The sequence below is a fragment of the Pseudomonas sp. 25 R 14 genome, assembly GCF_900004755.1.
GTDB lineage: Bacteria > Pseudomonadota > Gammaproteobacteria > Pseudomonadales > Pseudomonadaceae > Aquipseudomonas > Aquipseudomonas brenneri.
Window position 1 is genome coordinate 99,481 of record NZ_CVTS01000040.1, and the last position, 17,401, is coordinate 116,881.

Sequence of the window (17,401 nt, forward strand, 5' to 3'; positions counted from 1 at the left end):
TCAGTTTGCTCGCTGAGGTATTGCACTTCGCGGACAGAGTTGTGGGGCGGGAGTTGTTGTTTATTAAACGGAGAAACATTCCATGGCCAAGTCCATTGGTGTCGCAGGGGTTCTGGCGCTTTTTTTCAGCCGCAAATTGTCATTGCATGGCCGCCGGCTGAGCTCGGATGAGGCGCAACTGCTTGAGCAGTACCGTGCCTTGACCGAAAACGATCAAGTGGCAATGCGCTATTTGATCGGGGCAATGAAGAGCATTTCGCGTTTCTGAATCGGGTGGGGCGTTCCCACGCCGTAACCAGCGTGGGAACGCATGCATCAGGTGTACTTGCGCTTGTCCGCGGCTGGCGGGAAGTACTGGTACAACCAGGTTTCACTCAAGGTCCGGTCATTGCTGCGAATGAACAGGCGCATTTCCACCGGCTCCACGCTGTCGCTGGTCGGGTACCAGTCAAAGAGAATGCGATAGCCCTTGATGTCGTCGAGTACCAGCACGCTGAAGTCTTTCACTTCACCATGGGAACAGGTGACCACCGGCTCGATCCCGGTGCCTGCGGGCAGGCGGTCGAGGCCACCACCCTTGAAATCCACGGCAAAACGGCGGGCCCAGACCGGCGGGTAATGCTCGCCCGGCGCCCAGCCTTCGGTGAAACCGCCCATGCCGGAACGGGTGGCATTGACCTGTGCCAGCGGCGTGCTGACCGGGGGCAGGGCGCTCCAGTAGAGCTTGTAGCCAAAGGTCAGGGAGTCGCCGGCGGCCACCGGTTTCTTTGGGGTCCAGAAGGCGACGATGTTGTCCATGGTCTCGCCGGTGGTAGGGATTTCCAACAGGTCGACAGAGCCTTCACCCCACGCGGTGGTCGGTTCTACCCACAGGCTCGGGCGCTTGCTGTACCAGTCGACGGTGTCCTGGTAACTGGCGAATTCATGGTCGGTCTGCACCAGGCCGAAACCTTTCGGGTCTTTATCGGCGAAGGCATTGAATTGCAGCTTTGCCGGGTTGTTCAGCGGGCGGCAGATCCACTCACCGTTGCCACGCCACATCGCCAGGCGGTCGGAGTCGTGGATCTGTGGGTGGATGGTGTCGCACATGCGCCGTTCATGGGTGCCGCAACTGAACATGCTGGTCATCGGCGCGATGCCCATCTGCTGGATAGCGGTACGCGCATTGATATGGGCGTCGATGGCCATCACCACCTGCGTGGCCTGGCAGTCGATGTCGAAGCGGTAAGCGCCGGTGGCGCTGGGCGAGTCGAGCAGGGCGTAGACCACGAAACGGGTGCTGTCCTTGTCCGGCGTCTCGAACCAGAACTGGGTGAAATCGGGGAACTCTTCGCGTTTGTTGGCGTAGGTGTCGATGGCCAGGCCGCGGGCCGAAAGGCCGTACTGGCCGGTGTTATCCACCGCGCGGAAATAACTGGCGCCAAGGAAAGACACCACATCGTGACGATCCAGCTCCGGGGCCTTGAACAGCTTGAAACCAGAAAAACCCAGGTCACCCTTGAGCTGCTGGGTATCGACTGTGGTTTTTTCATAGTTGAACAGCGACGGGCGGAAATGCACCTCCCGCGCCTGGCGGGTCTTGGGGTCGACACTGTGCATGCGCACCGGGGTCTTGAAGCCCATGCCGACGTGGAAAAACTGCACGTCCAACTGGCCTTTGAGGTCTTTCCACAGCGAATGATTACCGTCGTAGCCGATGGCATTGAAATTTTGCGGGGTCATGGTCGCCAGGGTGGGCGGCAGTACCTGCTTGGTGTCCTGATACTGTTTGCCGGCCAGTTGCTTGGCCTGGCTCTTCAGCCAATCGAAGTCGAACGCCTTGGCGTCGCCATCGGCTGCACGATTACCGGCCCAGGCCTGGGCGGCCAACAGGCCACTGGCCGACAGCCCGGTGTAGGCCGCGATGGCCATGGACGCTTTGAGCAAATTCCTGCGGTGCATAAATACAACCTGTGGTGAGCAATCCCGGGCCGTTCCTGGCGCGTGCTGGATCAGAAATAACGGTTCGGACATGCCTTCGGCCAAACGCAGCGGACTTTAAACAGATACCCGATAGCTTAAGGGGTTCGATGGGGAAGGAAAATTGATTGATAGCGGGATGATGGCGTTGCATATGAAACAAGACGTGTCAGCAGGGGGGTAAAGGGGGATATGTACCCAACCCCAACCCCAGTTGAGTTACATCTGGAAGCACTCTATATCCAGGAATATTGGCACTTAGTTTTACGCTGAGAGCCTATTGATCCTATGAACCCAAGTCTCTGGAGGCTATGAATGAATACCCGTGGATTGCTTGATCAGTTGCTCAAGTCCGGCCAGGACATGCTGCAAAACAAGGCTGGCGGTCAACGTAAAGGCGATGACAAAGGTGCACTCGGCGGCCTGCTTGGTGGCGGCGGCCTTGGCAGCCTGTTGGGCGGCGCGGGTGGCGGGGCATTGGCCGCCGGGGCCATGGGCCTGTTGCTGGGCAATAAAAAAGCCCGCAAGTTTGGCGGCAAAGCCCTCACCTATGGTGGTCTTGCAGCATTAGGCGTGATTGCCTACAAGGCCTACGGCAACTGGCAGGCCCAGCAGGCCGGCGCGCCCAAAGGCGAGCCGCAAACCCTCGACCGCCTGCCACCGGCCCAGGTCGAGCTGCATAGCCAGGCCATTCTCAAGGCCCTGGTGGCAGCGGCCAAAGCCGATGGGCATGTGGACGAGCGCGAGCGCGCGTTGATCGAAGGTGAGTTCGTCAAGCTGGACAATGACCAGGAACTGCAGCACTGGCTGCATGCCGAACTTAACAAACCCCTGGACCCCACGGATGTGGCCCGCGCCGCGAGCACGCCGGAAATGGCCGCCGAAATGTATATCGCCAGCGTCATGCTGGTGGACGAAGAGAACTTCATGGAGAAGTCCTACCTTGACGAGCTGGCCCGTCAACTCAAGCTGGAACCCGGCCTCAAGGCCGAGTTGGAAAAACAGGTGCGCCAAGCCACCGTGTGAACGGCAGCATGCTCTACCGACACCCCGTATGCGCCTGCGCTGCGGGGTGTTTTTGTATTCCTTGAGAACTGGCCCACAACCCATTGATAAATGATGGCACTGCCTCAGCTATACTCCTCGGCATTTGATCGGCCCTTGAGGAAATACTGTGAAGAACTGGACCTTGCGCCAACGCATCTTGGCGAGCTTTGCGGTCATTATCGCCATCATGCTGCTGATGGTTGTGGTCTCGTACTCACGGTTGCTGAAGATTGAAGCGAGTGAAAACCAGGTGCGCGACGACGCAGTGCCAGGGGTGTTTTTCAGTTCGATGATCCGCAGCGCCTGGGTCGACAGCTACCTGCAGACTCAGGAACTGATCGGGTTGCGTGAGCACCTGGGGGTTTCTGACGCCGACAAGCAGGAATACAAGTCGTTTGAGCAGCGCCTTGAGCAGCACATGGCCAGTTATGCCAGTACGATCAATCTCGATCAGGATCGCACCGAGTTCGATACCTTCGAAGCCCTGCACCAGAACTACAACAAGGTGCTGGCCCAGGTGCTGGAATTGCACATGGCCAATAAGGAAACCGAGGCCGTCAAGATGTTCGACGAGCAACTGACCCCGGCCTGGACCGCAGGGCGCTTGAAGCTCAACGACATCATCAACGAGAACAAAAAGGTCGCGGATGAAGCCACCGCCGCCATCGATGACGCCGTGGCTGCGGCGAAAATCAGCATGGGCGTTTCGCTGCTCCTGGCAGTCCTCGCCGCCGCCCTGTGCGGGCTGCTGCTGATGCGCGCAATCATGGCGCCGATGAAACGCATCGTCGATATCCTCGAAACCATGCGCACCGGCGACCTGAGCAAGCGTCTGAACCTGGAGCGCAAGGACGAATTCGGCGCGGTCGAGACCGGCTTCAACGACATGATGACCGAGCTGACTGCCCTGGTATCCCAGGCCCAGCGTTCGTCGGTGCAGGTCACCACCTCGGTGACCGAAATTGCCGCCACCTCCAAGCAGCAACAGGCGACCGCCACCGAAACGGCGGCCACCACCACCGAAATCGGCGCCACTTCGCGGGAAATCGCCGCCACGTCCAAGGACCTGGTGCGCACCATGACCGAAGTGTCCACCGCCGCCGACCAGGCCTCGGTTGCCGCCGGTTCCGGCCAGCAAGGCCTGGCCCGCATGGAAGAAACCATGCACTCGGTGATGGGCGCCGCCGATCTGGTCAATGCCAAGCTGGCGATCCTCAATGAGAAGGCCGGCAACATCAACCAAGTGGTGGTGACCATCGTCAAAGTGGCCGACCAGACCAACCTGCTGTCCCTCAACGCCGCCATCGAGGCCGAGAAGGCCGGTGAATATGGACGCGGCTTTGCCGTGGTTGCCACTGAAGTGCGGCGCCTGGCCGACCAGACCGCCGTGGCGACCTATGACATCGAACAGATGGTGCGCGAGATCCAGTCGGCGGTATCGGCCGGCGTGATGGGCATGGACAAATTCTCCGAAGAAGTGCGTCGCGGCATGTTCGAAGTGCAGCAAGTGGGCGAGCAACTGTCGCAGATCATCCACCAGGTGCAGGCCCTGGCGCCGCGCGTGCTGATGGTCAACGAGGGCATGCAGGCCCAGGCTACCGGTGCCGAGCAGATCAACCATGCGCTGGTGCAGTTGGGCGATGCCAGCAGCCAGACCGTGGAGTCCCTGCGCCAGGCCAGCTTTGCCATTGATGAATTGAGCCAGGTTGCGGTCGGTCTGCGCAGCGGCGTGTCGCGTTTCAAAGTCTGATGAGTGATCCAGCGGCGAAACGCGGCGCCGTGACGGCAGCCAAAAAAGCCTTGTTCCTGGTGTTTCATATCGGCAGCGAGCGCTACGCCCTCAAGGCCACGGAAGTGGCCGAGGTGTTGCCGCGCCTGCCGCTCAAGCCCATCGCCCATGCGCCGATGTGGGTCGCCGGGATCTTTGCCCATCGCGGCAACATGGTGCCGGTGATCGACCTCAGCGCCCTGACCTTTGGCACGCTGGCCCAGGCCCGCACCAGTACGCGGCTGGTGCTGGTCAACTATCAGCCTGAAACCTGGCTGGAGTCGCGTTGGCTGGGGCTGATCCTCGAACAGGCCACCGACACCCTGCGCTGCGATCCGGCGGATTTCCAGGCCTATGGCCTGGATAATCGCCAGGCGCCCTACCTGGGGCCGGTGCGCGAAGACGAACGGGGGCTGATGCAGTGGATCGGGGTGGGTGACTTGCTCACCGCCGAGGTCCGCGCCTTGCTGTTTGCCCCCGACCTGAGCGTTGGGGAGGCGAGATGAGCAATGACCAACGTTTTTTCGACTTCCTCAAGGAGCGCATCGGCCTGGACGTCGCCTCGGTGGGCGAAGCGATTATCGAGCGTGCCGTGCGCCAGCGCAGCCAGGCGTTGCAGGGGCTGAGTGCCGATCAGTACTGGCAGCGCCTGCAAACCAGTGGTGAGGAACAGCAGGCGCTGATCGAAGCGGTCATCGTCCCCGAGACCTGGTTTTTCCGTTATCCCGAGTCCTTTGCCACCCTGGCGCGGCTGGCGGTGACGCGGCTGGGCGAGATCAAGCACATGCGCGCCTTGCGCATTCTCAGCCTGCCGTGCTCTACCGGTGAGGAACCCTATTCCATCGCCATGGCCCTGCTCGATGCGGGCCTTTCGCCCCACCAGTTCAAGGTGCAAGGCATGGACGTCAGCCCCCTGTCGGTGGAGCGGGCGCGGCGCGGGGTGTATGGCAAGAATTCCTTTCGTGGCCAGGACCTTGAGTTTCGTGAGCGGCACTTTTGCGCTGAGGAGGACGGCTACCACGTCGCCGACCGGGTGCGTGAACAGGTGCGGCTGCAAGTGGGTAACCTGCTGGACCCGCAATTGCTGGCCAATGAGCCGACCTATGATTTCGTGTTTTGCCGCAACCTGTTGATCTACTTCGATCAGCCAACCCAGAAGCAGGTGTTTGAAGTGCTCAAGGGCCTGACTCACGTTGAGGGTGTGCTGTTTATCGGCCCAGCCGAAGGCAGCCTGCTGGGGCGCCTGGGCATGCGCTCGATTGGTGTGCCGCAGTCGTTTGCCTTCAGTCGTCATGCCGAAGTCGCGCCTGAGCCGGTCTTTGCCCCAATACCGCCTCCGGTACCCCAGCGCAGTGCTGCACCGATCCCCACCAAACCCCGACCGTTCAGTGCATTCGCGGCGCCGGTGGTACCGATCAAGCCTGCGCCCGAGCACTCGGATGCCGCCGATCTGCTTGGTCAGATCGCGACCCTGGCCAATGAAGGCAAAAGCCTTGAGGCCCGTGCTGCCTGCGAGCGCTACCTGCAGAACCATCCACCGGCGGCCCAGGTGTTCTACTGGCTGGGCTTGCTCAGTGATGTGGCGGGTAGCGCCCTGGAAGCCCAGGGGTATTATCGAAAAGCCTTGTACCTGGAACCCCAGCATCCGCAGGCCTTGATGCACCTGGCCGCGTTGCTGGAGTCCCAGGGCGATACGGCGGGGGCACGGCGCTTGCAAGCCCGTGCCGCCCGTAGCGAGCGAGCCGCTGACAGTGAGCGTAAACGATGAGTAGCTCCGCATCCCCGGACACCGACCTGGACCTGACGGTAGCCGATACCCAGGCCATCGACGATTGCTGGAACCGCATTGGGATCCATGGCGATAAATCCTGCCCGTTGCTGGCCGAGCATATCCACTGTCGCAACTGTGCGGTGTATTCCGCAGCGGCCACTCGCCTGCTGGATCGTTACGCCTTGCAGCAGGAAGACCGTCACCCCAACGCCAGCACAGAAGCCGACGATGAGATTGCCACCCGTTCATTGCTGATGTTCCGCCTGGGCGAGGAGTGGCTGGGTATCGCCACCCGTTGCCTGGTGGAAGTGGCGCCGTTGCAGCCGATCCATTCCTTGCCCCACCAGCGCTCCCGGGCGCTGCTCGGGGTTGCCAATGTGCGCGGAGCACTGGTGGCTTGCTTGTCCCTGGTGGAGTTGCTCGGGCTCGACAGCACCGCCGGCGGCCCCAGTGGCGGGCGGATCATGCCGCGCATGTTGATCATCGCTGCGCAGGATGGGCCGGTGGTGGTGCCGGTGGATGAAGTGGATGGCATCCATGCCATTGATGAGCGCACCCTCAGCGCGGCGTCTGCCTCCGGTACCCAGGCCAGTGCGCGCTACACCCAGGGCGTGTTGCAGTTCAAGGGCCGCAGCCTGCGCTGGCTGGACGAGGCGCAACTGTTGTCTGCCGTGACCCGGAGCCTCACATGACCCCCGACCAGATGCGCGATGCCTCGCTGCTGGAGCTGTTCAGCCTGGAAGCCGATGCCCAGACCCAGGTGCTCAGCGCCGGCCTGCTGGCCCTGGAACGCAACCCGACCCAGGCCGATCAGCTTGAAGCCTGTATGCGTGCGGCACATTCGCTCAAGGGCGCGGCGCGGATTGTCGGGGTCGACGCTGGCGTCAGCGTGGCCCACGTGATGGAAGACTGCCTGGTCAGCGCCCAGGAGAGCCGGCTCTACCTGCAACCCGAACATATCGACGCATTGTTGCAGGGCACTGACCTGCTGATGCGCATCGCCACGCCGGGCAATACCGTGGGCCCGGCCGATATCGAGGCGTATGTGGCGCTGATGGAGCGCTTGCTCGATCCGTCACAGCCGACCGCCAAGGTTGTGCCTGCGCCCGCACCTATTCCGCAACCGCTGCCGTCCCTTGAGGAATCGCTGTTACTGCCCCTGGAGCCGGAGGCTGCTGCGCCCATCCACAGTGATGCGCCACGCCAGAGCAAACACATGACCGAAGGTGGCGAGCGCGTCTTGCGGGTCACGGCCGAGCGCTTGAACAGTCTCTTGGACCTGTCCAGCAAATCCCTGGTGGAAACCCAGCGGCTCAAGCCGTACCTGTCCAGCCTGCAACGCCTCAAGCGTATCCAAAGCAACGGCGCCCGGGCCCTGGATAACCTCGATGGGCAGCTCAAGACCCTCGACTTGAACCTCGAAGCCCAGGAAGCCCTGGCCGACGCCCGCCGCCTGCTGAGCGAAGCGCAGTTGCTGCTGGCAGAAAAGACCGCCGAGCTCGATGAGTTCGGCTGGCAGGCCGGGCAACGCGCCCAGGTGCTGTATGACACGGCGCTGGCGTGCCGGATGCGGCCGTTTGCCGATGTGCTGGCGGGGCAGGTGCGTATGGTGCGCGACCTGGGCCGCAGCCTGGGCAAGCAAGTGCGTCTGGAAATCGAGGGCGAGAAGACCCAGGTTGACCGCGATGTACTGGAAAAACTTGAAGCGCCGCTGACCCATTTGTTGCGCAATGCCGTCGATCACGGCATCGAGATGCCCGAGCAGCGCCTGCTGGCGGGCAAGCCGGCCGAGGGCCTGATCCGCCTGCGCGCCTCGCACCAGGCGGGTCTGCTGGTGCTGGAGTTGAGCGATGACGGCAACGGTGTCGACCTGGAACGCCTGCGCGCCAGTATTGTCGAACGCAACCTCTCGCCGCTGGAAACAGCCTTGCGCTTGAGCGAAGAGGAACTGTTGACGTTCCTGTTCCTGCCGGGCTTCAGCCTGCGCGACAAGGTTACTGAGGTCTCCGGACGCGGCGTCGGCCTGGATGCGGTGCAGCACATGGTCCGCCAATTGCGCGGTGCAGTGGTGCTGGAGCAGACGGCGGGGCAGGGCAGCCGCTTTCACTTGGAAGTACCACTGACCTTGTCGGTAGTGCGCAGCCTGGTGGTTGAAGTCGGCGAAGAAGCCTACGCCTTTCCCCTGGCCCATATAGAGCGCATGTGTGACCTGGAACCCGACGAAATCGTGCAATTGGAAGGCCGCCAGCATTTTTGGCACGAGGGCCGGCATGTCGGTCTGGTCGCAGCCAGCCAGTTGTTGCAGCGCCCGCCAGGGCAAAATAGTCAGGACACCCTCAAGGTCGTGGTGATCCGCGAGCGGGATGCGGTGTACGGGATTGCCGTGGAGCGGTTTATCGGTGAGCGCACGCTGGTGGTGCTGCCGCTGGACGATCGCCTGGGCAAGGTGCAGGACATTTCTGCCGGTGCGCTGCTCGATGACGGCTCGGTGGTGTTGATCGTCGATGTCGAGGACATGCTGCGTTCGGTGGACAAGTTGCTCAACACCGGTCGCCTGGAGCGCATTGCCCGGCGCGCCCAGCAAACCGTCGAGGCCGCGCGCAAGCGCATTCTGGTGGTAGATGACTCGCTGACCGTGCGCGAATTGCAGCGCAAGCTATTACTTAACCGTGGATATGACGTAGCGGTCGCCGTCGATGGCATGGATGGCTGGAATGCTCTGCGTTCCGAAGACTTCGACCTGCTGATTACTGACATTGATATGCCTCGCATGGACGGTATTGAATTGGTCACACTGTTGCGCCGTGACACTCGCCTGCAATCGCTGCCGGTGATGGTGGTGTCCTACAAGGATCGTGAAGAAGATCGGCGTCGTGGCCTGGATGCCGGTGCCGATTATTACCTGGCCAAGGCCAGCTTCCATGACGATGCCCTGCTGGACGCAGTGGTGGAGTTGATTGGAGGCGCCCGGGCATGAAGATCGCCATCGTCAATGACATGCCTCTGGCGGTCGAGGCTCTGCGTCGGGCCTTGAGCTTCGAGCCGGCCCATGAAGTGGTGTGGGTTGCCACCAATGGCCTGGAAGCCGTGCAACGCTGCGCCGAGTTGACCCCGGATCTGATCCTGATGGACCTGATCATGCCGGTGATGGATGGTGTGGAGGCGACTCGGCAGATCATGGCCGAGACGCCATGCGCTATTGTTATCGTTACCGTGGATCGCCAGCAGAATGTCAGCCGCGTGTTCGAAGCCATGGGGCATGGCGCGCTGGATGTGGTGGACACCCCGGCGCTGGGCGTTGGTGATGCCAAGGAGGCGGCAGCGCCCTTGCTGCGCAAGATCCTCAACATTGGCTGGCTGATTGGCCAGCGCGGCAGCCGGGTGCGGGCCGAACCGGTGCATCCGCGAAGTACGGGCAAGCGCCGCAGCCTGGTGGCCATTGGCTCTTCGGCAGGTGGTCCGGCGGCGCTGGAAATCCTCCTCAAGGGCTTGCCTCGGGACTTTGCGGCAGCCATTGTGCTGGTGCAGCATGTGGATCAGGTGTTCGCCGCCGGCATGGCCGAGTGGCTGAGCAGCGCCTCGGGCCTGCCGGTGCGTCTGGCGCGCGAGGGAGAACCACCACAAAGCGGCGTGGTATTGCTGGCCGGCACCAATCATCATATCCGGCTGCTGAAAAACGGCACGCTGGCCTACACGGCGGAGCCCGTGAACGAGATTTATCGGCCGTCCATCGACGTGTTTTTCGAGAGCGTCGCCAGCCACTGGAACGGCGATGCCGTCGGCGTATTGCTGACCGGCATGGGACGCGACGGAGCCCAGGGACTCAAATTGATGCGTCAGCAGGGCTATCTGACCATCGCTCAGGATCAGCAGAGCTGTGCAGTTTACGGCATGCCCAAAGCGGCGGCGGCGATTGATGCCGCTGTTGAGATTCGCCCATTGGACAGAATTGCGCCACGATTGCTGGAGGTATTCGCAAAATGACCGATATAACTCGCTGTCCTGGCCTGCACGTAGTAATTCAGGTGACCGCAAATGAATGATTTACAGCTCGACGACTTCAAAACCGATGAAAACGCCGCCATGGTGTTGCTGGTCGACGACCAGGCGATGATCGGCGAAGCCGTGCGGCGCGGTCTGGCCCATGAGGAGAATATCGACTTCCACTTTTGTGCCGATCCCCACCAGGCCATCTCCCAGGCGATCCGCATCAAGCCGACGGTGATCCTGCAGGACCTGGTCATGCCCGGGCTGGACGGCCTGACCCTGGTGCGTGAATACCGCAACCACCCGGCGACCCAGAACATCCCGATCATCGTGCTTTCCACCAAGGAAGACCCGCTGATCAAGAGTGCCGCGTTTGCCGCCGGGGCCAATGACTACCTGGTCAAGCTGCCAGACAATATCGAGCTGGTGGCGCGCATCCGCTACCACTCGCGCTCGTACATGACCCTGCTGCAGCGGGACGCGGCCTATCGCGCGCTGCGGGTCAGCCAGCAACAGTTGCTGGACACCAATCTGGTGCTGCAACGCTTGATGAATTCCGACGGTTTGACCGGGTTGTCCAACCGCCGGCACTTCGACGAGTACCTGGAGCTGGAATGGCGGCGCGCCATGCGTGACCAGACCCAGTTGTCGTTGCTGATGATCGACGTGGACTTCTTCAAGACCTACAACGACAGCTTTGGCCACCTGGAAGGTGACGAAGCATTGCGCAAGGTAGCGGCGACCATTCGCGATGCCAGCAGCCGTCCTTCTGACCTGCCGGCGCGCTACGGGGGCGAGGAGTTTGCCCTGGTGCTGCCCAATACTTCGCCTGGCGGTGCGCGACTGGTGGCCGAGAAACTGCGCCAGGCCGTCGCGGCACTGAAGATCCCGCACATAGCCCCGGCCGATGGTGCGAGTCTGACCATCAGCATTGGTTTGGCGACCATGACGCCACTGCTGGGGACCGATTGTCGGCAGTTGATCTCGGCGGCGGACAAGGGGTTGTACCTGGCCAAGCATAATGGGCGCAACCAGGTGGGGATTGAATAACCCACAGAACACCGCCAACCCAATGTAGGAGCTGGCTTGCCTGCGATGGCGTCTCCTCGGTCTACTTGATACACCAAGGCGTCTGCATCGCAGGCAAGCCAGCTCCCACATTTGCTCTTTATCGGGCTGTGGATATCGCACAAACCCCGCCTTTTCGGCCAAGCGGACTGCCGTTTTCGGCCTTTTGCCGTTATACTCGCCGGCTTTCAAAAGTTCGCCAACGAGTGCTGCCCGCCATGGAAATCAACCCGATCCTTAACACCATCAAGGACCTGTCCGAGCGCTCCGAAACTATTCGGGGGTATCTTTGACTACGATCAAAAGCATGAGCGTCTGACCGAAGTCAATCGCGAGCTTGAAGATCCGGCTGTCTGGAACAAACCTGAATACGCCCAGGAACTGGGCCGCGAGCGCGCTGCGCTGGCGCAGATCGTGGATACCCTCGACGAATTGAACACTGGTCTGGGCGATTGCCGCGACCTGCTGGACATGGCCGTCGAAGAAAACGACGAAGGCGCAGTGGGCGATGTCGTCGCCGAGCTGGCCCGTCTTGAGGAAAACCTCGCCAAGCTTGAATTCCGCCGCATGTTCAGCCACGAAATGGACCCGAACAACGCCTACCTGGATATCCAGGCTGGTTCCGGTGGCACCGAAGCCCAGGACTGGGCCAACATCCTGCTGCGCATGTACCTGCGCTGGGCTGACAAGCGCGGTTTCGAAGCAACCATCATGGAACTGTCGGCCGGTGAAGTCGCCGGTATCAAGGGCGCGACCGTGCACATCAAGGGTGAATACGCCTTTGGCTGGCTGCGCACCGAGATCGGCGTACACCGCCTGGTGCGCAAGAGCCCGTTCGACTCCGGCAACCGTCGCCACACCTCGTTCTGCGCCGTTTTTGTCTCGCCAGAGATCGACGACAAGGTGGAAATCGAGATCAACCCGGCCGACCTGCGCATCGACACCTACCGCTCCTCGGGTGCCGGTGGCCAGCACGTAAACACCACCGACTCGGCCGTACGTATCACCCACGTACCGACCAACACCGTGGTCAGCTGCCAGAACGAACGTTCCCAGCACGCCAACAAGGACACCGCCATGAAAATGCTGCGGGCCAAGTTGTACGAGCAGGAAATGCAGAAACGCAACGCCGCGTCCCAGGCGCTGGAAGACACCAAGTCGGATATCGGCTGGGGTCACCAGATCCGTTCGTATGTGCTCGATGCCTCGCGGATCAAGGATCTGCGCACTAACATCGAACGCAGCGATTGCGACAAGGTGCTCGACGGTGACATCGACGAATACCTGGAAGCCAGCCTGAAATCAGGCCTGTAATACATGCAACGCGGGATTGGCTGACACTCCTCGACCCCTGTGGGAGCGGGCTTGCCCGCGATCCCCGGCCGCAGGCCGGGGACAACGAACCAGATGGAATATTTAAAGACATGAGCGACCAACAACTCGATCCGCAAGCCCTGCAACAGGAAGAAAACTCCCTGATCGCCCTGCGCAAGGAAAAGCTTGCTGCCGAGCGCGCCAAGGGTAACGCCTTCCCCAACGACTTCCGCCGCGAAAACTACTGCGATGCCTTGCAGAAGCAATACGCGGACAAGACCAAGGAAGAGCTGGCAGAAGCTGCGATCCCGGTCAAGGTGGCAGGTCGCATCATGCTCAACCGTGGTTCGTTCATGGTGATCCAGGACATGACCGGGCGCATCCAGGTCTACGTCAACCGCAAGACCCTTTCGGAAGAAACCCTGGCCTCGGTGAAAACCTGGGACATGGGCGACATCATTGCCGCCGAAGGTACCCTGGCCCGCTCCGGCAAGGGCGACCTGTACGTGGAAATGACCAACGTGCGCCTGCTGACCAAGTCGCTGCGCCCGCTGCCGGACAAGCACCACGGCCTGACCGACACCGAGCAGCGCTATCGCCAGCGCTACGTCGACCTGATCGTCAACGAAGAAGTGCGCCAGACTTTCCGCGTGCGTTCGCAAGTGATCGCGCACATTCGCAGCTTCCTGATGGCGCGCGACTTCCTTGAAGTCGAGACCCCAATGCTGCAAACCATTCCGGGTGGCGCGGCAGCCAAGCCATTCGAAACCCACCACAACGCACTGGACCTGGAAATGTTCCTGCGTATCGCGCCGGAGTTGTACCTCAAGCGCCTGGTGGTTGGTGGCTTTGAAAAGGTGTTCGAGATCAACCGCAACTTCCGTAACGAAGGTGTCTCGACCCGTCACAACCCAGAATTCACCATGTTGGAGTTCTACCAGGCGTACGCCGACTACGAAGACAACATGGACCTGACCGAAGAGCTGTTCCGCGAGCTGGCGCAGTTGGTCCTGGGCAGCACCGACGTGCCGTACGGCGACAAGGTGTTCCACTTCGGCGAGCCGTTCGTGCGCCTGTCGGTGTTCGACTCGATCCTCAAGTACAACCCTGAGCTGACCGCTGACGACCTGAACGACATCGACAAGGCCCGTGCTATCGCCAAGAAAGCCGGCGCCAAGGTGCTGGGCTTCGAAGGCCTGGGTAAGTTGCAGGTGATGATTTTCGAAGAGCTGGTGGAGCACAAGCTGGAACAGCCGCACTTCATTACCCAGTACCCGTTCGAAGTCTCGCCGCTGGCCCGTCGCAACGATGACAACCCGAACGTCACCGATCGTTTCGAGCTGTTTATCGGTGGTCGCGAAATCGCCAACGCCTATTCCGAGTTGAATGACGCGGAAGACCAGGCCGAGCGTTTCATGGCCCAGGTGGCTGACAAGGACGCCGGTGACGACGAAGCCATGCACTATGACGCTGACTTCGTCCGCGCGCTGGAGTACGGCATGCCGCCGACAGCCGGTGAGGGCATCGGTATCGACCGTCTGGTCATGCTGCTGACCAACTCCCCATCGATTCGCGATGTGATCTTGTTCCCGCACATGCGGCCGCAAGCGTAACCTTAGCGAATCCCGAAGCCGCCTTTTATAAGGCGGCTTTTTTGTGTGGCCTGTACTAACGTCAAGCGTACGGCGCCAGACTATTGTTGAGTGAGAGGACGATCTTTCGTGAAGCGCGTAATGGCTCAAGAAGGCGCCGCTGGCATTGCGGCTGCCGTGGCTGAAAGTGTTCAGTACCAGGGACGCAAGGCCAGCCGCCAGGGCAGTGAACAGCGTCGCCAGGATATTCTCGACGCGGCCATGCGCATTGTCGTGCGCGATGGCGTGCGTGCGGTGCGCCATCGGGCAGTGGCGGCGGAGGCCGGTGTGCCGTTGTCGGCCACCACCTACTATTTCAAGGACATCGACGATCTGCTTACCGACACGTTTGCCCAGTATGTGGAACGCAGTGCGGCGTTCATGGGCAAGTTGTGGGTGCGCAACGAGGGCCTGTTGCGCGAGATGGTGGCCTACGGTGACGGCAGTGCCGAGTCGCGCTCGCAACTGGCGGATGATATTGCGCGCCTGACCGCCGATTACGTCCTGCGCCAACTGCTTAACCGTCGCGAGTACTTGATGGCCGAACAGGCGTTTCGCCAGGAGGCTTTGTTGAACCCGCGCCTGGGCGAGTTGGTGCGCTCTCACCAGCAGATTTTGTTGCAGGGCACTTGCCAGTTCTTCCAGGTCCTGGGCTCCCGCGAACCTCAGCAAGATGCCAAAGTGTTGACGGCGATTATCAGTCGGATGGAATATCAGGGCCTGCTGTTCGAGCCCGAGGCGCTGACCGGTGAAGAGATGCTGGAAATTCTCAAGCGCTACATGCACTTGGTGCTGGCTTCGGTCTGAGGTTTTTGCCGCACTATGGACCTACCCATGTAGGAGCGAGCTTGCTCGCGAAGGGCGTTAACGATGACGCGGGGAACCTGACTCCCCGCGTTGCCCTCAGGCTTTTCGCGAGCAAGCTCGCTCCTACAGACGATCGCTCATTGCTGGAGTATCCGATGAAAGCTTGGCGTGTACTGGTGATCGCAATGTCGTTCCTGTTGCTCAGTGGCTGCTTGGTGACTTTCAAGGAGCCCTTGCCGGCCAGCGAGGCCGCCCCTGACGCGCTGCTGGGCAAGTGGGCCAGCCGCAATGCCTGGGGCGAGCCGCTCGACCTGCAGATCAGCCGGACGGGCCAGCATCGCTACAAGGCGGTGAGCACCTCGCAGGCCGAGCCGGTCAAGCGCGATGAGTATGAGTTCAGCGTGTCCCGCCACGGTAGCCGCTGGTACCTGTCGGCGCCGCTGCCAGACAAGCTCGGCGGGCATTTTATCCTTGCCGGCTTCGAATTGAATGATGCCCGCGAACTGGTGGTCTATAACCTCGATCCCGAGGCGGTCAACCAGGCCATCGCGCAGAAAATCCTGATTGGCAGCAGCGTGGAAACCGCCGAGGGTGACGGGACATTGATCGACAGCCCCATGAATCAGGTCTTGGCTTACCTGGACGACCCGGCCAACGCCGATGTGTTTGTCGAAGCCGTGCGCTATCAGCGCGTGGGCAAATAACGTTTAAAGAGGAAGCACCGGGTGGACGATTACCAGCAGACGATACGCACCTTGTCCGATCGCATTGTGCTGGCGCAAACACCGATTCGCGTCCTCGACGCCGTGAAGTGGGACGACAACATTCGCAAGGGGTTCCTGCAGGGCAAAGGCAAGCACATGCCGGCGGTGGACCGCGACTATTACCTGAACCGGCCATTGTCGTTCGATTCGAGCAAGGTGAAGCTGGAGTTCCAGAACATCGAGCGCGATATCACCCGCCAGTTGGGCCAGTTCAACCCGGTCGGGCAAATCATGCGGCGCATGTGCAAGGAGTACCGCATGGTGGTGCGCATGCTCGAAGCCCGTGGCACCGAGGACTTCGGCCTGATTTCCCAGGAACTCTACGGCGCCGCGTCCGATGCATTCCATGCCGGCGACCCGACCCTGGCCGACCTGGGCCTGATGCTTTCCGATTACCTGAACAACATCGACGGCCGTGGCGATCTCAAGGACGAAGCCAAGACCCTGACTGCCAAGGACGCCGTGAGCCTGCTGCAAAGCCGCTTGAACAAGGTGTTTGGCGAGGCCGAGGAAACCATCCGCGTATTTGAGTCCGACGGTATCGTCGCGGACGCGGCGGCGGGGGCCGACTACATCAAGATCCGCGCCGATGCGATGTTCAACGAGCGCGATGTGCGGGCCCTGGAAGTCCACGAAGGCCTGGTCCACGTCGGCACCACGCTCAATGGCCAGAACCAGCCGATCTGCACGTTCCTGTCCAAGGGCCCGCCGTCCTCGACCGTGACTCAGGAAGGCCTGGCGATCCTGATGGAGATCATCACCTTTGCCTCCTACCCCAGCCGCCTGCGCAAGCTGACCAATCGCACCCGTGCGATCCATATGGTGGAAGAGGGCGCGGATTTCTTGCAGGTGTTCGAGTTCTTTCGCGAACAGGGCTTTGAAATGGCCGAGAGCTATGGCAACGCCAGCCGGGTGTTCCGTGGCTCGACGCCGACGGGCCTGCCGTTTACCAAGGATTTGTCCTACCTCAAGGGCTTTATCATGGTCTACAACTACATCCAACTGGCCGTGCGCAAAGGCAAGCTGGAGCAGGTGCCGCTGTTGTTCTGCGGCAAGACCACCCTGGAAGACATGCGCACCTTGCGCCAGTTGGTGGACGAAGGCCTGGTGGTCCCGCCCAAATACCTGCCGGACCAGTTCCGCGATATGAACGCGCTGTCGGCGTGGATGTGCTTCTCCAACTTCCTCAACCACCTGAGCCTGGACCGGATCGAGGCGGATTACTCCAATATCCTCTAAGCAATATCCCTGAAGGAGGCCAAGTCAAAATGTGGGCGCGAGCAAG

15 protein-coding genes are annotated in these 17,401 nt (G+C 61.2%); 14 read left to right on the forward strand and 1 reads right to left on the reverse strand.

All coding sequences use genetic code 11. The features are described 5' to 3' along the window. Positions 1 to 82: 82 nt before the first annotated feature. Positions 83 to 268 (forward strand): hypothetical protein, encoded by a 186-nt coding sequence (locus BFQ03_RS13440; RefSeq protein WP_032858222.1) that lies wholly within the window; start codon positions 83 to 85, stop codon positions 266 to 268. Positions 269 to 315: 47 nt separating this feature from the next. Here the strand turns inward: BFQ03_RS13440 and BFQ03_RS13445 are convergent, their stop codons facing one another. Beyond that, on the reverse strand, positions 316 to 1,941 hold the full coding sequence (locus BFQ03_RS13445) for a glucan biosynthesis protein D (protein ID WP_032858221.1): 1,626 nt from the start codon (positions 1,939 to 1,941) through the stop codon (positions 316 to 318). 333 nt (positions 1,942 to 2,274) lie between these two features. Between BFQ03_RS13445 and BFQ03_RS13450 the strand changes: the two genes are divergently transcribed. The 13 genes from BFQ03_RS13450 (at position 2,275) to BFQ03_RS13515 (ending at position 17,355) form a co-directional block, all read left to right on the forward strand. Further along, a complete protein-coding gene (locus tag BFQ03_RS13450; protein WP_032858220.1) occupies positions 2,275 to 2,985 on the forward strand; it encodes a tellurite resistance TerB family protein in 711 nt (236 codons plus the stop codon). A 148-nt stretch (positions 2,986 to 3,133) separates the two neighbouring features. Further along, positions 3,134 to 4,756: a methyl-accepting chemotaxis protein gene (locus tag BFQ03_RS13455; protein WP_065943331.1), complete on the forward strand. Its 1,623-nt coding sequence runs from the start codon at positions 3,134 to 3,136 to the stop codon at positions 4,754 to 4,756. Next, on the forward strand, positions 4,756 to 5,280 hold the full coding sequence (locus BFQ03_RS13460) for a chemotaxis protein CheW (protein ID WP_032858218.1): 525 nt from the start codon (positions 4,756 to 4,758) through the stop codon (positions 5,278 to 5,280). The genes BFQ03_RS13455 and BFQ03_RS13460 overlap by 1 nt, the downstream gene beginning before the upstream one ends. Further along, entirely contained in the window at positions 5,277 to 6,542 is a 1,266-nt protein-coding gene (locus tag BFQ03_RS13465; protein WP_032858217.1) for a CheR family methyltransferase, read from the forward strand. Before BFQ03_RS13460 ends, BFQ03_RS13465 begins: the two co-directional genes overlap by 4 nt. After that, positions 6,539 to 7,237: a chemotaxis protein CheW gene (locus BFQ03_RS13470; RefSeq protein WP_032858216.1), complete on the forward strand. Its 699-nt coding sequence runs from the start codon at positions 6,539 to 6,541 to the stop codon at positions 7,235 to 7,237. The genes BFQ03_RS13465 and BFQ03_RS13470 overlap by 4 nt, the downstream gene beginning before the upstream one ends. Beyond that, on the forward strand, positions 7,234 to 9,522 hold the full coding sequence (locus tag BFQ03_RS13475; protein ID WP_032858214.1) for a hybrid sensor histidine kinase/response regulator: 2,289 nt from the start codon (positions 7,234 to 7,236) through the stop codon (positions 9,520 to 9,522). Before BFQ03_RS13470 ends, BFQ03_RS13475 begins: the two co-directional genes overlap by 4 nt. Then, the gene (locus BFQ03_RS13480; protein WP_032858213.1) at positions 9,519 to 10,529 is read left to right on the forward strand and encodes a chemotaxis response regulator protein-glutamate methylesterase; all 1,011 of its coding nucleotides are present in this window, start codon (positions 9,519 to 9,521) and stop codon (positions 10,527 to 10,529) included. Before BFQ03_RS13475 ends, BFQ03_RS13480 begins: the two co-directional genes overlap by 4 nt. A gap of 51 nt (positions 10,530 to 10,580) precedes the next feature. Continuing rightward, positions 10,581 to 11,582 carry a diguanylate cyclase domain-containing protein gene (locus BFQ03_RS13485; protein ID WP_032858211.1) on the forward strand — a complete coding sequence of 334 codons (1,002 nt, stop codon included), beginning with the start codon at positions 10,581 to 10,583 and terminating at the stop codon, positions 11,580 to 11,582. 236 nt (positions 11,583 to 11,818) lie between these two features. After that, positions 11,819 to 12,914, forward strand: a protein-coding gene (prfB, locus tag BFQ03_RS13495) for a peptide chain release factor 2 (protein ID WP_139115691.1) whose coding sequence is annotated in 2 segments (ribosomal slippage) — positions 11,819 to 11,890 and positions 11,892 to 12,914 — 1,095 coding nt in all. Because the reading frame shifts where the segments join, the coding sequence is not laid out codon by codon here. A 110-nt stretch (positions 12,915 to 13,024) separates the two neighbouring features. Next, positions 13,025 to 14,527 carry a lysine--tRNA ligase gene (lysS, locus tag BFQ03_RS13500; RefSeq protein ID WP_032858210.1) on the forward strand — a complete coding sequence of 501 codons (1,503 nt, stop codon included), beginning with the start codon at positions 13,025 to 13,027 and terminating at the stop codon, positions 14,525 to 14,527. Between the two features lie 108 nt (positions 14,528 to 14,635). After that, the gene (locus BFQ03_RS13505) at positions 14,636 to 15,352 is read left to right on the forward strand and encodes a TetR/AcrR family transcriptional regulator (RefSeq protein ID WP_029300174.1); all 717 of its coding nucleotides are present in this window, start codon (positions 14,636 to 14,638) and stop codon (positions 15,350 to 15,352) included. Between the two features lie 155 nt (positions 15,353 to 15,507). Beyond that, positions 15,508 to 16,056 (forward strand): hypothetical protein, encoded by a 549-nt coding sequence (locus BFQ03_RS13510; protein WP_065943332.1) that lies wholly within the window; start codon positions 15,508 to 15,510, stop codon positions 16,054 to 16,056. Between the two features lie 21 nt (positions 16,057 to 16,077). Continuing rightward, on the forward strand, positions 16,078 to 17,355 hold the full coding sequence (locus BFQ03_RS13515; RefSeq protein ID WP_029300170.1) for a flavohemoglobin expression-modulating QEGLA motif protein: 1,278 nt from the start codon (positions 16,078 to 16,080) through the stop codon (positions 17,353 to 17,355). Positions 17,356 to 17,401 lie beyond the last annotated feature (46 nt).

What these genes read in the sequence shown, in the direction of transcription:
- BFQ03_RS13440 (WP_032858222.1), top strand. Translation starts at nt 83, where the DNA reads ATGGCCAAGTCCATTGGTGTCGCAGGGGTTCTGGCGCTTTTTTTCAGC.
- BFQ03_RS13445 (WP_032858221.1), bottom strand. Translation starts at nt 1,941, where the DNA reads ATGCACCGCAGGAATTTGCTCAAAGCGTCCATGGCCATCGCGGCCTAC.
- BFQ03_RS13450 (WP_032858220.1), top strand. Translation starts at nt 2,275, where the DNA reads ATGAATACCCGTGGATTGCTTGATCAGTTGCTCAAGTCCGGCCAGGAC.
- BFQ03_RS13460 (WP_032858218.1), top strand. Translation starts at nt 4,756, where the DNA reads ATGAGTGATCCAGCGGCGAAACGCGGCGCCGTGACGGCAGCCAAAAAA.
- BFQ03_RS13465 (WP_032858217.1), top strand. Translation starts at nt 5,277, where the DNA reads ATGAGCAATGACCAACGTTTTTTCGACTTCCTCAAGGAGCGCATCGGC.
- BFQ03_RS13470 (WP_032858216.1), top strand. Translation starts at nt 6,539, where the DNA reads ATGAGTAGCTCCGCATCCCCGGACACCGACCTGGACCTGACGGTAGCC.
- BFQ03_RS13475 (WP_032858214.1), top strand. Translation starts at nt 7,234, where the DNA reads ATGACCCCCGACCAGATGCGCGATGCCTCGCTGCTGGAGCTGTTCAGC.
- BFQ03_RS13480 (WP_032858213.1), top strand. Translation starts at nt 9,519, where the DNA reads ATGAAGATCGCCATCGTCAATGACATGCCTCTGGCGGTCGAGGCTCTG.
- BFQ03_RS13485 (WP_032858211.1), top strand. Translation starts at nt 10,581, where the DNA reads ATGAATGATTTACAGCTCGACGACTTCAAAACCGATGAAAACGCCGCC.
- lysS (WP_032858210.1), top strand. Translation starts at nt 13,025, where the DNA reads ATGAGCGACCAACAACTCGATCCGCAAGCCCTGCAACAGGAAGAAAAC.
- BFQ03_RS13510 (WP_065943332.1), top strand. Translation starts at nt 15,508, where the DNA reads ATGAAAGCTTGGCGTGTACTGGTGATCGCAATGTCGTTCCTGTTGCTC.